A 13,925-nucleotide genomic window follows, 5' to 3' on the forward strand; every position below is an offset into this window, starting at 1 on the left:
TGAAGATCATATATTCTATTGCCGGCAGAAAAAATAGCAGATGCCAAAAGAGATGGATCTGGAAAGGAAAATGTGATGGTATCCCGGAGAAATTTTGCTACGATCACTATCATGCTCGTTATTTTATTGTTTATGTTTCAGTTTACGGGTGTGATGAAAGATAAACTCAGTAAATATGGAATCAATGAATATCAGGAGAGTGCCCGGACAGAACTTACGGAAAAGGATATGTTTCCTGCATCCGGACAGAGTGAACAAAAAACGGCAAGGGTTTTTTATGCCGGACAGAGTGAAAAAACAAAAAACACGGTAAAATGGTGGTGTACATACAGTAAGCGGGATTTTCAGACCGCAGACTCCCTGAATGTTATCATGGATGATGAAGATGATCTGCCGGATGTTCTGGTCTTAGATGGAACATATCTGGAAAACAGGGAGAATATAAATGCGGTCAGTGATGCGGTTGAAAATGGTGTAAATGTTGTGGTTTCAGGACTTCCGGATGCGGATGAGATCGAGAAGAACAACAGTTTGAGAAAACTGCTTGGAATCCGTTATGTGGAACAGAAAGAAGTAACACTCGAAGGCATACATCTGTTTGCAGGATTTCTGCTTGGCGGGGAAGTCATCTATCAGGCGAAAGATGAGGAAGAAGAAAAAAATAAGGATATGGATCTTACGGTTCCGTGGTATGTGACGGGTGAGGGAACCAAAAGCTATATGGTTGGAATGTTAGAAGATGTCCGGCCGGACAGTGGAAGACAGCCTGCGATCATATGGAGAAACGGACTGGAAAATGCCTGTGTGTTCTGTGTGAATGGTGATTATCTGGAAGATAATTCCGGTATTGGAATCCTGGATGCAATGATGGCAGAAGCATCTTCCTTTGAGATTTATCCGGTGGTTAATGCACAAAATCTTGTGATCGCAAATTATCCGGGATTTGCATCAGAAAATGAAAATAATATGGAAAAAATATACAGTCAGTCACAGAAAGCGTTGTTTCGGGAGATTATCTGGCCGTCTCTGGTTTCAATTGAACGAAAGATCGATGCAAAACTGACTTGTATGATGACACCACAGTTTGATTATAATGATGAAAATGAACCGAGGGAGGGAGAAGTTGCATATTATCTGAAATTATTGAAAGAGGAGTATGGGGAAGCCGGGCTTTCCTCCGGTAATGTGTCGGATACCGGATTGTCTGAAAAAATGGAGCAGGATGAACAGTTCTGGAAAAGAGAGGCACCGGATTACGGTTTTCAGTCTTTATTCCTGGAAAATGAAAATGAACTTGGTGATGCCTTAGAAAATGATAAACTTGGCGGAATAAGGACAGTTGTAACCCCGGAATCACAGACTTACGATGAACCGGTCATTTCTTTTGCCAAGGAAAATGTGACGCTGCAGCGGGCTACCGGGGACGGCGTAAATCACACATTTATGGATGATTTCAGACAGAGATGCATTCAGACAGCGCTGGGATATTCCAATACAGTGTGGGATCTGCTTGTGGCAGCGTATCCGGAGAAAAAAGCTGATGCATGGGAGGTCCTTTCGAAGGAAGCGGCGTCTAACATCTGTACTTATCAGAAACCGTATATGGTGTTTGATGAGACGACTCTTTCGAAGAGCGACCAGAGAATCCGCAGATTCTTTGCACTTTCCTATTCCGTGGAATCTGAAGATAATACGATTTCGCTGCATGTGGATGGATTAGAGGAGCAAGCATGGTTCTTACTGCATACAGGAAGCCGTGAAATAGAAGAAATGCATGGCGGAAGTTTTTCTGCAGTTGAGGATGGTGTTTACCTGATCTGTGCAGAGAATGATGAGGTAACGATCCGGTTGAATGAGGAAGAAGAAAAACAATTGTTTTTTTACGAGGATTGAGAATGAAAGTATGTATTGTAGCAGAGGGATGTTATCCTTATGTGGTAGGTGGTGTGTCGAGCTGGATCAACAGCATGATAAAATCTTTTCCGGAGATCGAATTTGTGGTGCTTTCGATCGTGGCAAACCGTTCCTACCGGGGAAAATTTGTGTATGAACTGCCGGAAAATGTGTCAGAAGTTTATGAACTTTATCTGGAAGATTATGACTGGGTAGAACAGAAGAAAAATAAAAAACTGCACTTAAATCAGACAGAATATGAGGCGCTGCGATCCTTACTTTTAAACCGTAACGTTGAGTGGGATACATTGTTTACATTATTTGAAAAGAAAGAATTTTCACTGAATGCTCTTTTGATGGGAGAAGATTTTTTAAAGGCAGTGCGGGAGTGTTATCAGCTTAAGTATTCACAGGTTGTCTTTTCTGATTTTTTGTGGACGATGCGGTCCATTTATCTGCCGCTATTTCTGACCTTAAAGATGGAACTGCCCAAAGCAGATCTGTATCACTGTGTTGCAACCGGGTATGCAGGGGTGATCGGAAGCATGGCAAAGAAAAGATATGGATGTGCGCTTATGGTTTCAGAACATGGAATTTATACAAGGGAACGGGAGGAGGAACTGATCCGTGCAAAGTGGGTAGGTGGTATCTATAAAAATATCTGGATTGAACAGTTTAAAAAAATGTCACTGCTTGCATACCGGTATGCAGATCAGGTAACATGCCTTTACAAGCATGCCATGGAACTTCAGATCGAACTTGGATGTCCCGCAGAAAAAATAAAAATCACGCCAAACGGTATTGATGCACAGAGATTTGTCAGATGTCTTGAGGAAAAGAGAGAAGATGATGATATGATCAATATCGGGGCTGTGCTCAGAATCGCGCCGATCAAGGATGTGAAAACGATGATCCGGGCATTTGCTTATGCAAAAAAAGAGGCACCAAAACTTGCGTTATGGATCATGGGACCATCGGACGAAGAAAAAGAATATGCAAAAGAATGTTTAGAACTGGTGGAACTGCTTGGTGTGGAAGATGTGATCTTTACGGGAAAAGTTGACGTGACAGAGTATCTTGGCAGAATGGATATGACCATACTCACGAGTATCAGTGAGGGACAGCCGCTTACGATCCTGGAAAGTTTTGCTGCGAAAAAGCCGGTGATTGCAACGGATGTAGGAAATTGCAGAGGACTGATCTATGGCGAAGGGGATTCGTTTGGGGAGGCAGGGATCATCACACATATCATGAATGTGGAGGAGATTGCCGCCGCGATGGTAGATCTTGCACGGCACAGGGAGAAGAGAATCGGTATGGGAGAAAACGGTTACCGGAGACTAAGGAGCCGGTATCTTGTAAATGACATGAGAGAAACGTACCGGCAGATCTACCGGCAGTTTGAGCATGCAGACAGAGAGCAGGGAAAGAAAGGGGATGTGTGATCTATGGCTGGAATTGGTGTAAAACTTCAGAAAATATATGACAGGCGCACGATCCTTGCAAATCTGGCGGGCTTTGGGTACAGTACCATGGTTACGATCGCACCAATGTTTGTTGTGATCGGCAATGTGATGCTGATGAGTCACTTCCTTGGCTATGAGACGGTGGGATATGCGAGAAGAGGATTATTTTCAGGCACGGTACTTTATATTTTTATATTTTCCCTGCTGGTTGCGGCGCCGTTTAATGCTGTATTATCGAGATATATGTCCGATATTATTTATGAGGAGAAATACGAAGATATCCTGCCATGCTATGAAGTCGGACTGTTTCTGAATATCGTGTTTGGGTGTCTGTTTGCGATTCCGTTCTGTATCAGAGAGTATCTGAAGGGGCAGGTGGATCTGGTATTTGTGTTTACCGGATTTTGTGGATTTATTTCGCTTCTGCTGGTATTTTATTCCATGCTGTATCTGTCAATCTGCAAAGACTACCAGAAAATATCTTTATTTTTCCTGATGGGAATGGCGGCAGCATTTGGGCTTGCATGGCTGCTCGTAAAAGTCTTTCACAGAGATATCATATACAGCATGCTACTTTCACTTACGATCGGATTTTTTCTGACAGCATCAATATCAGCAGCAACCATAAAGAGTTACTTTAAAAGAAACAGTCATCAGTACCGCAAGGTGCTTCGCTATTTTAAAATTTACTGGCATCTTGTTGCAACAAATCTGCTGTATACGTTAGGACTTTATATACATAATTTTGTATTTTGGACGACGGATTTAAAGATGACGGTGGCAGATACATTTGTCTATGCGCCGGCATATGATATGGCAACCTGTCTGGCAATGTTTACGAATCTTTCGTCGACTATTATTTTTATCAGCCGCGTGGAAATGCATTTTCATGAGAGATACAAGGCTTATTCGGAGGCTGTTATCGGTGGAAGATGGGAAGATATCAACAATGCCAAAAACAGAATGTTCCGCCAGCTTGCCGCCGAGCTTATGAATCTTGTGAGAATCCAGTTTATCGTTTCGGTTGTGCTTTATCTGCTCTGTGTGATATTGCTGCCGGGAATGGGATTTTCAGGGCTTGTAATGCAGATTTATCCTTGTCTTGCAGCCGGATATTTTATTCTTTTCCTGCTGTACGCGGAACTGATTTTTCTGTATTATTTTAATGACATGACAGGAGCACTTTTAACAGCGGTATGTTTTTGCATGGGTACTTTTTTTGGAACGCTGTTTTCAAAGGAACTCCCTGACCTCTGGTATGGTGCGGGGCTTGTCATGGGAAGTTTCCTTGGGTTTACTGTTGGATATTTCAGACTTCGCTGGGTGGAACGACATATGGATGTGCATATTTTCTGCCAGGGTGAATTATTTAAAATAAAAAGAGGAAAAAAACCTTCCGCAAAAAGTTATGACAGAAAAGAGGGGATCAGGGCATGATATTAAAAGTGTTGATGATAGGTTTTGGTATATTTCTGCTTATTATGGATCTGTTTATGTATGCAAGACAGAAACTCACAGATGTGATCGGACTTGGCTGGGCGATCGTTTCGCTGGCATTACTTGTGGCGGGTATCGTTGTAAGCCTGGATGATGTCTGTTATCTGTGGAGTGGGGCAAAAAATATCGTTTTGCTTATGTTTGCGGTGTTTGCTGTTATAATTCTGTTTTTGTTTAAGATCAGTATGGCAGTGTCAGTTGTGGTAGTAAAAAATCAGGAACTGGCGATGCAGGTATCGCTGCTCAATCAGGAAAATGAAAGAATATTGCAGGAGCTGAAGGTGCTTGTGGATGAAAAAGAAGATATTGTTCGTAATTAATACGTTAGGCGGAGCCGGTGCGGAGATGGCACTTTTAGAACTGCTTGAAAAACTGATAAAGGAAAATGAAAAAACAAAAGATGTACAGTATGAAATATCTCTTTATGTCCTGATGGGGCAGGGAGAACTGGTAAAGCGGCTGCCGGGAGAAGTGATACTGAAAAATAAATCGTATCAGCCCTTGTCTGTTCTGCAGAAAGAGGGAAGATATTTCATGTACAGGACAATATTAAAGACCATGTTTGTCCGTGGAACCATATTCCGCCTGATGCCGTATCTTTTGTCATTGCTTGCGGATATGTTAAAGAAACGTAAGATTTTACCGGATAAACTGCTTTGGCGTGTGCTGTCTGATGGAGGAGAGCGGTTTGCGGAAGAATATGATCTTGCGGTTGCATATTTAGAGGGGGGATCGGCATATTATGTTGCAGATCACGTCCATGCAAAGAAAAAGGCTGCGTTCATACATATTGATTACACGAAAGCAGGATATACAAGGAAGTCAGACCGTGACTGTTATCTGAAATATGATGCTGTTTTTCCAATCGGGGAAGAAATAAAGCAGCAGTTTTTGAAGGTTTATCCGGAATGCAGTGGACGGACAAAGGTTTTTCATAATATCATCAATACAGAAAAAATAAAAACAAAGGCGTTGCAACCCGGTGGATTTTCTGATGATTTTGACGGTATCAGGCTTTTGACGGTCGGCAGGCTCACAGAACAAAAATCTTATCCAACAGCAATACGTGCAATGAAAATGATAAAAGAGAAACATAAAAATGTCCGCTGGTATGTTCTTGGGGAAGGACCAAAACGAAGGGAACTCGAACGGTTGATCGGGTCACTTGGCTTACAGAAAGATTTTATTCTGTGTGGATCTGTGGAAAATCCGTATCCGTATTATAAGGGTGCAGATATCTATGTACATGCAACCGGATTTGAAGGAAAAAGCATTGCGATACAGGAGGCACAGACACTTGGACTTCCGGTAATTGCGTCGGAGAGCAGCCGTGAACAGATCAAAGATGGTGTGGATGGTATTTTATGCAGATTAGAACCAGAAGCAGTCAGTGATGCTGTATGCAGAATGGTGGAAGATGTGGCAATGAGAAAACGGTACGGGGAGGCATCTCTCAAAAAAAATGTTGTCTTTGAGAAAGATATGGAACTGTTGACCGGGTTACTGTCAGATTGACGGAAAAGATACATGCAGCAAAAAAGAGGATTGGAATGGAAATGAAAAAGCAAAAAGAGTTATTGATTATTATGCCTGCATACAATGAGGAAAAGAATATCGAAGCAGTGCTCTGTGAACTTGAAAAGCCGGAAATAGCGTCTATTGCCGATATTCTTGTTATGAATGATGCATCTTCGGATTCAACAAACTGGGTGGTAAAGGCGCATGGACATACGTTAGTTACGCACGTGTTTAACCTTGGTTACGGCAGTGCCTTACAGCTCGGTTATAAGTATGCGATACGAAGGAAATATAAGTATGTGATACAGATGGATGCAGACGGACAGCATGATGTATGCAATATTCCCCAAATTTATGAGAGACTCCGGCAGAAGGATGCGGATGGCAGATATCCGGACATTGTGCTTGGATCAAGATTTATGGAGGAAAGTTCTGATTTTCCGGTTTCCATGACAAAAAAACTGGCATATGCGCTGTTCCGTAAGATGATCAAAATGACGACAGGACGTCATATATATGATCCGACAACCGGACTGCAGGGACTTAGCCGGAAGGCATTTTTATATTATTCGAAATACAAGCATTTTGATGATAAATATCCGGATGCAAATATGATCATTCAGATGCTGCTGCTTGGATTTAAGGTGGAAGAGATACCGGCAGTCATGCATAACAGGCAGACGGGGGTCAGTATGCATTCCGGACTGAAACCGGTTATTTACATGTTTCGTATGGTGTTTTCAATTATCGGAGTAGTATTCCGTGTAAAAGTACTAAAAATTGATGCGGGGGCAGGGAAAGAAGATGTTTTTCTGGAAGAACAGAAATAAAAAACATTTTACAGTAAGATTCCCGGAAGAGAGCAGAAAAGAATGTGCAAATCCGGGCAGAGGATGGTATCATATTTACACATTTACACTGGATAAGAGAGATACGGATGGGCTTTTATATCAGCCTTTCTGGGATGACGAGACACTGGTGCTGGTACGATTTGACATCGGGGCATATCGGGGAAAAGAGCTTCCGCAAGAAGCACTTGCGTATGCTGATGAAATTTTAAAATGTTTTCACTGTTACGGGAAAGAGGTCATTTTGCGTGTCTTGTATGACACAAAGGGGAAAGGAATGGAACGGGAACCGACGTTGTTTTCCATGATTTTAACACATATGAGGCAGATGGGAGCGGTTGTGCGTGCACATGAGGATGATATCTTTGTAACACAGGGATTATTTATCGGTAACTGGGGGGAAATGCATGGATCTAAGTTTCTGGATCAGGAATACATCAGGAAACTCTATGCAGCGTGGAGAGAGGCGATAGGACCGGACATTAAGATCGCACTCAGAAAACCGTCTTTCTGCCGTATGGCAGTGGCAGGAGAGGATGGCGAATTGGCGCCTGGAGTATTTGATGATGCGATCTTTGGCTCAGAAAATCATATGGGGACCTTTGGACAGAAGCATCGTGATGACAGTGTGTGGACAGAGGACTGGTGCATTGAAGATGAACTGGTTTATATGCGGGAAACATGTGGATTGGTTCCGTTTGGTGGGGAAGTGCTTTTTGGGCAGGAGGCACCTGTGAAAGAAATGCTGCTTTCGCTGAAAGATTTGCGGGTTACATATCTCAACAGCATTTATGAGGGGCAGATATTAGACCAATGGAAACAGATGGAATATGGGGAATGGGGCAGTTTCTACCAGTATATTGGTGCACACCTGGGATATCGTTTTGTGGCAGAGAAAGCTGTATTTTATACAGACAGAATAGAAATTGAGATAGCCAATACCGGATTTTCCAATATCTGTGATAAAGCAGAACTTGCATTGGTTAAGGAAAATATGGACGGAACAGAAGATGTTTATACGGCAGATTATGATATCCGGACATTATCCGGACATGAAACAGCAAAAATTATATTTCCACTGTCAGGATTGCAGGATGGAAAGGAAAAATATTATCTGAAGCTGACAAGATGCAGAGGAAAAGCGGAGATACGTTTTGCAAATGAGGGGGCAGGAGAACAGCTATATCTCAGATAAAAAGGGAGTATGAAAAACATGACAAAAAAGACAGACAAGATCAGTGTGATCGTGCCGGTATATAATGTGAAAAATTATCTGGAAAGCTGTGTGCAGAGTATTATGGGTCAGACATATCCGGATCTGGAGATACTTTTGATCGATGATGGATCTAATGACGGTTCTGCAGAGATATGTGACAGGCTCCAGGGTGCAGATGCGCGTATAAAAGTATATCACGAAAAAAATAAAGGAGTGTCTGGTGCGAGAAATAAAGGTCTGAAGGAGGCAACAGGTGCATATATTGCATTTGTTGATGCGGATGATGTATTAGATCCGGATATGTATACCTACCTGACCGGGCTTTTAAAAACATATAAAGCACAGATCGCCACATGTTCCGGATGGTACAAATATGATTCCGGTGTGGAAAAAAGGTTTGAAAGTCCAAGAAATGTGGTCTGTTTAAACGGAAGAGAAGCACTTGGTGTTTTGCATGAGAGATGCTATCTGCGTGCCTATGTCTGGAATAAACTGTTTCGACGGGAGGTTCTTGACGGAATCCGTTTTTCAACGGAACTGTCTTTTGCGGAAGATTATGAGATGTTCTGCCGGGTACTAGAGCAATGTGGCAGAATCGTATGCGGAACAAAAACGAAATATTATTATATGCAGAGAAAATCAGGTGTATGCAATTGTGGATATGACAGAACATACCAGAAGGCAATGATGATGTTTGAGGATTACTGCAGGATGTATTCACGCAGGTATCCACAGTATAAAAAATTATTTGAAAACCACTATCTGTTTGATCTGATGGGGATGGCTGCTGCAATGAGCCGGAACGGTAATTATGTTGCCGCTGACTGCAGAAAAATAAAAAAATATGTCAGACAAAAACTGCCCCAGTATCTTATGGATAAAAAGGTTTCACTTCATTTAAAGGGAAGCGCCTGTATGATCAGTGTCAGCGTAAGGGCATTTGGCGCAGTCTACCGGTTACTGCACGGTGTGGAATCTGAATAACCGGGCACATTTTGTGAAAATAGGAGAGAGGTGAGAATACAGATGGAAAAGAGCAGAACAGAATATTCTACCATGAATACCATGGTTGCAATGATCTCAAGAATCGCTGCGATCCTGATGGGATTTGTGACACGTGTGGTATTTACACATACACTCAGTGAAAGTTATGTCGGAATCAACGGACTTTTCACAGATATCTTAAATGTACTCTCACTGACAGAACTTGGTGTGGAGACGGCGATCAGTTATGCGCTCTATCGCCCGATCGCGCAGGGGGATATCAAAAGACAGCAGATTCTGATGCGGATGTTTCAGACATTCTACCGTATTACAGCAGGCTGTGTGGCAGTGTTAGGACTGTCGATCGTCCCTTTCTTTGATATTCTTATGAAAAACCGGCCGGATGTGGATCATCTGATGCTTATTTATTTTTTATATCTGGCAAATTCGGTCGTATCGTATCTGCTGGTATATAAAAGAACATTGATCGAAGTGCATCAGTTGAACTATATCGTTCTTTTATATCAGACGGCTTTTCTGATTTTGCAGGATATCTGTCAGATCCTCATTTTACTTACAACACACAATTTTATATTATTCCTGATCATTTATATTGTCTGTACACTGCTTTCAAATATCTGTATCTCGTTGAAGGCGGATCGGATGTATCCCTATCTGAAAGAGAAAACAAAAGAAAAACTGCCGGAAGAAGAGAGAAAAGATATATTCCGCAATATAAAAGCCATGCTGATGCATAAACTTGGAAATGTAGTGGTCAATAATACAGATAACCTGCTTATTTCCTCCTTTGTGGGGGTTGTCAGTGTAGGTATTTATTCAAATTATTACCTTTTGATCGGATCAGTCAGACAGGTGCTGGATCAGATTTTTCAGGGAATCACAGCGAGTGTCGGAAATCTTGGGGCAACGGAAGACGAAAAAAGAGTAAAGAGTATTTTTGAGACGGCTTTTTTTATCGGAAACTGGCTTTATGGATTCGCTGCGATCTGTCTGTATGAATTGTTAAATCCATTTGTGGAACTCACATTTGGAAAGCAGTATTTGTTTCAGATGCCTGTGGTTTTGATCTTATGCATCAATTTCTATATCAATGGAACGAGAAAAGCGGTACTGACATTCAGAGATTCACTTGGATTGTTCTGGTTTGACAGGTATAAAGCATTGGTAGAAGCAGTGTTAAACCTTGTCATTTCGGTAATTCTGGTATGGAAGGCAGGAACATTTGGAGTATTTGCAGGAACGTTTCTCTCTACCATGCTCACATCTGTATGGGTGGAGCCATATGTTCTGTACCGGCAAAGACTGCATGCGAAAGTATCTTCATTCTTTGTCCGTTATGTGATCTATGCAGCAGTGACAGGATTGACATGGTATGGAACAGACAGGATATGTGCATTTTCAGGCGGCAGTGTCATTGTTGTATTTTTGAAAAGACTTTTCATTTGTGCGGTAGTGCCACATCTTGTGATGCTTTTATGTTTTTGCCGTACAAAAGAATTTGGGATTGTAAAGAGAAAGGCACTTGCTATCTGGAAGAAGAGGTGGAACGATGGAAGAAAAAAATGAAGAAAAAAATGAAGAAAAAGAACTTATATTGTGCAGCCTTCTGGATGCAGCTCTGCATGCAGAGTTGCATGAGGATAATCCGGCAGATATAAAACAAAAATGTGAAAAGATAAAACAACAGAAAACAGACTGGAAAAGCATTCTTTCGATAGCGGATAACCATCGTGTGCTGCCGCTTTTATATGATGTATTGGAAGACATCCTGCCTGAAAACGGGGAAGACTGGAAAAGGGTGGAAGAGAAAAGTATACAGACTGTAGGGCAGTCTTATCGCCTGCTGTTTATGAGCAGGTATGTGACCGGACTTTTGGAGGATGCAGGGATGCATACGATCTTACTGAAGGGAAGCGGTATAGCAGGACTTTATCCGGTGCCGGAACTGCGTAAATCAGGGGATGTTGATCTTTTATTTGAGGATGAACAGACGGCGCAGAAAGCGGGCAGTTATCTGTTAGCGCATGGTTTTATGGCGGAAGGTGGTCATCAGGAAAATCATCATCTTACTTATATAAGTCAGGAAGGGATTCGCCTGGAACTGCATAGTGCGCTGGTGGAGCCATTTGATTCACAGGAAGTGAACGCTTTTATGAAAAAATGTCAGAAGACTTTCTTTGAAAACAGAGTTACGGAAAATGTGATGGGGGTGGATTTTTTCCTGACATCACCACCGTATCAGGCATTTTATCTGCTGTTACATATGCTTCAGCATTTTCTGCGTTCGGGGTTTGGATTAAAACTTTTATGTGACTGGGTTGTGTTCTGGGAACATGGATGTACGGCAGAGGAAGATAAGATATTTTTAAATCTGGTCCGGGAATGCGGAATTTTAAATTTTGCATGTGTCGTTACGGAATTTTGTATCAGATATCTGGGATTATCAGAACAAAAGGTGGAGTTTCTCAAAAATCAGGGCGAAGCTGACGGTATGAAGGATGAATCTTACCTGAAAGAATTTTTTACAGAGATCATGGAATCTGAAGAGTTTGGTGAGGCGGCCCCGGAGCGGATGGTAGCCATGAGGGGGACTGGATGGATGGATTATATCCGGGAGTTCCATCATCAGATGCATTTAAGCCATCCGAAAGCCGGAAGGTATAAAATACTTTATCCCATTTTGTGGGTAAGGACATTCTTCGGATTTGTATACCGTAACCGGAAACTTCGCGGAATATCGAGCATAGCTATCTTAAAAAATGCAAAAAAACGGAGCCGTCTGGTAACAAAAATGAAACTGTTTGAAATGGACTAAAAAAGAGGAGTAGAATGAGAAAAAAATTACTGTTTTTCATTCTGTTTGTGCTTGTGATTGCCGGGATTATTGCCGGAGTACATGACTATTTTCACTGGAAAGTAATGCTGACGGAAGAAAATTTTACGGAATCTTCAGAGGAAATATGGAATCCGGACCGGGGTTTTTATCATATTTATGGGTTTTTGATATCGGACGAACCGGTGGATATGGGGGAACAGTTAGACACACAGATGGAAAAAGATTCAGATCATGCACTTGCCATGGTGCAGATCAATTTAAGGGAATATCGGGAAAAAGAGATATCAAAAGAAGGTCTGCAAAATATAGAAAAACTGTTTCAGGCGATGTCGGCTGCAAAAGTACACTGGATCGTACGTTTTTTGTATGACTGGAATGGAGAAAATGAAAAGTATGAGCCACAGAGTATTGACATTGTGTTAAAACATATGCAGCAGACAGGAGAGGTATTGGCAAAATACAGGGATTCTGTTTTTACACTACAGGGGCTTTTTGTCGGCAACTGGGGGGAACTGAATGGAACAAAATATGCAGAAACGGATTCTTTGCAGCAGCTTGCAAAACAGCTTGTACAATCGACAAATGGTCAGATGTATCTTGCTGTGCGAACACCGGTACAGTGGAGGAAGATCATGGAAAGTGCAGACGTTTCCAGAAAAAATGGTCCGAATGATCCTTTATATGACATGCTGGGACTGTTCAATGACGGAATGTTAGGAAGCGGCAATGACTGCGGAACTTATGGGGAGAAGAGTGCTGCAGAAGCCGGGGTGGATCAGGCATGGAACCGCAGTGAAGAACTTGCATTTCAGGAAAAGTTATGTTCACGTGTGCCAAATGGCGGGGAGGTCATTATTGACAACGGATACAATGATTTCGAGCATGCCATTGCGGATCTGAAAACCATGCATGTGACCTATCTGAATGAGGATTATGATGAAGCCGTATTGGAAAAATGGGCATCATCTAAGGTGCAGACAGAGGATTGTTTTGATGGTATGGATGGCCTTTCGTATATACGCAGACATTTAGGCTATCGTCTGCTGTTGTCAGAAGTTTCCATGCAGCATGACTTCTGGGAAGATACGGCAGAGATCACAGTGGCATTGCAAAATGTCGGTTTTGCACCGGTCTATAAAGAATATGAGCCGGTACTTCTTGTGAAAGATGAGAACGGACAGACGATTTATGAGGAAAGTCCATCAGGAGATGTCAGATCGCTTTTGGGAGAAAATGAAGCAGACAGAAAAGAGAGCTTTTCTGTCAGTGTACCGCTTCGGGGAGTAAAAAAGGGATGCTACAGTGTGTATTTTGCACTGCGTGATACAGCAGACGGCAGTTTTATCACATTTGCCAATGAACAGAAAATAGAAAATGAAGGATATAAGATCGGAACCATTTTACTCGAATCGTAAAATGGTTCCGATTTTGTTTGAGTTTTTCCGTAAGATAAACTGTGAAAGGAAGGAAAAATTATGACAGAGAACAGAAAAATATATCTTAGCTTTGTAGTTCCATGCTATAACTCTGAAAGTTACATGACAAGGTGCATTGAATCTCTGCTGCCGGGTGGAGAAGATGTGGAGATCATTAAAAAGTCGATTTTGGGAGAAAAAAGACGTGTGGTGATGCTTGACAGTACAGAC

11 protein-coding genes and 1 pseudogene are annotated in these 13,925 nt (G+C 42.0%); all 12 read left to right on the forward strand.

Translation table 11 applies throughout. From position 1 onward, the window contains the following. The first annotated feature begins 18 nt into the window (after window positions 1-18). On the forward strand, window positions 19-1,893 hold the full coding sequence (locus H8S51_RS08470) for a DUF2194 domain-containing protein (protein ID WP_241070974.1): 1,875 nt from the start codon (window positions 19-21) through the stop codon (window positions 1,891-1,893). Between the two features lie 2 nt (window positions 1,894-1,895). Next, entirely contained in the window at window positions 1,896-3,338 is a 1,443-nt protein-coding gene (pelF, locus tag H8S51_RS08475) for a GT4 family glycosyltransferase PelF (protein WP_117919221.1), read from the forward strand. 3 nt (window positions 3,339-3,341) lie between these two features. Further along, window positions 3,342-4,796: an exopolysaccharide Pel transporter PelG gene (gene pelG, locus H8S51_RS08480; protein ID WP_118208974.1), complete on the forward strand. Its 1,455-nt coding sequence runs from the start codon at window positions 3,342-3,344 to the stop codon at window positions 4,794-4,796. Next, window positions 4,793-5,176, forward strand: coding sequence for a DUF2304 family protein (locus H8S51_RS08485; RefSeq protein WP_117919225.1), 384 nt, complete (start codon window positions 4,793-4,795; stop codon window positions 5,174-5,176). Before pelG ends, H8S51_RS08485 begins: the two co-directional genes overlap by 4 nt. Further along, window positions 5,148-6,371 carry a glycosyltransferase gene (locus H8S51_RS08490; RefSeq protein WP_118208972.1) on the forward strand — a complete coding sequence of 408 codons (1,224 nt, stop codon included), beginning with the start codon at window positions 5,148-5,150 and terminating at the stop codon, window positions 6,369-6,371. The genes H8S51_RS08485 and H8S51_RS08490 overlap by 29 nt, the downstream gene beginning before the upstream one ends. Window positions 6,372-6,406: 35 nt before the next feature. Beyond that, window positions 6,407-7,204 carry a glycosyltransferase family 2 protein gene (locus tag H8S51_RS08495; protein WP_118209041.1) on the forward strand — a complete coding sequence of 266 codons (798 nt, stop codon included), beginning with the start codon at window positions 6,407-6,409 and terminating at the stop codon, window positions 7,202-7,204. Next, on the forward strand, window positions 7,179-8,417 hold the full coding sequence (locus H8S51_RS08500; RefSeq protein WP_186899556.1) for a DUF4874 domain-containing protein: 1,239 nt from the start codon (window positions 7,179-7,181) through the stop codon (window positions 8,415-8,417). Before H8S51_RS08495 ends, H8S51_RS08500 begins: the two co-directional genes overlap by 26 nt. 18 nt (window positions 8,418-8,435) lie before the next feature. Then, window positions 8,436-9,422, forward strand: coding sequence for a glycosyltransferase family 2 protein (locus H8S51_RS08505; RefSeq protein WP_241070975.1), 987 nt, complete (start codon window positions 8,436-8,438; stop codon window positions 9,420-9,422). Window positions 9,423-9,464: 42 nt separating this feature from the next. Continuing rightward, a complete protein-coding gene (locus tag H8S51_RS08510; RefSeq protein WP_186899557.1) occupies window positions 9,465-11,009 on the forward strand; it encodes a lipopolysaccharide biosynthesis protein in 1,545 nt (514 codons plus the stop codon). Next, complete coding sequence (locus tag H8S51_RS08515) at window positions 10,993-12,258, forward strand: nucleotidyltransferase domain-containing protein (RefSeq protein WP_118208969.1); 1,266 nt, start codon at window positions 10,993-10,995, stop codon at window positions 12,256-12,258. Before H8S51_RS08510 ends, H8S51_RS08515 begins: the two co-directional genes overlap by 17 nt. A gap of 14 nt (window positions 12,259-12,272) precedes the next feature. Beyond that, complete coding sequence (locus H8S51_RS08520) at window positions 12,273-13,694, forward strand: DUF4832 domain-containing protein (protein WP_186899558.1); 1,422 nt, start codon at window positions 12,273-12,275, stop codon at window positions 13,692-13,694. Between the two features lie 60 nt (window positions 13,695-13,754). Beyond that, a pseudogene (locus tag H8S51_RS18425) lies at window positions 13,755-13,871 on the forward strand (glycosyltransferase); the annotation flags it as partial. Between the last annotated feature and the right edge of the window lie 54 nt (window positions 13,872-13,925).

The sequence above is a fragment of the Roseburia rectibacter genome (assembly GCF_014287515.2).
Taxonomy (GTDB): domain Bacteria; phylum Bacillota; class Clostridia; order Lachnospirales; family Lachnospiraceae; genus Roseburia; species Roseburia rectibacter.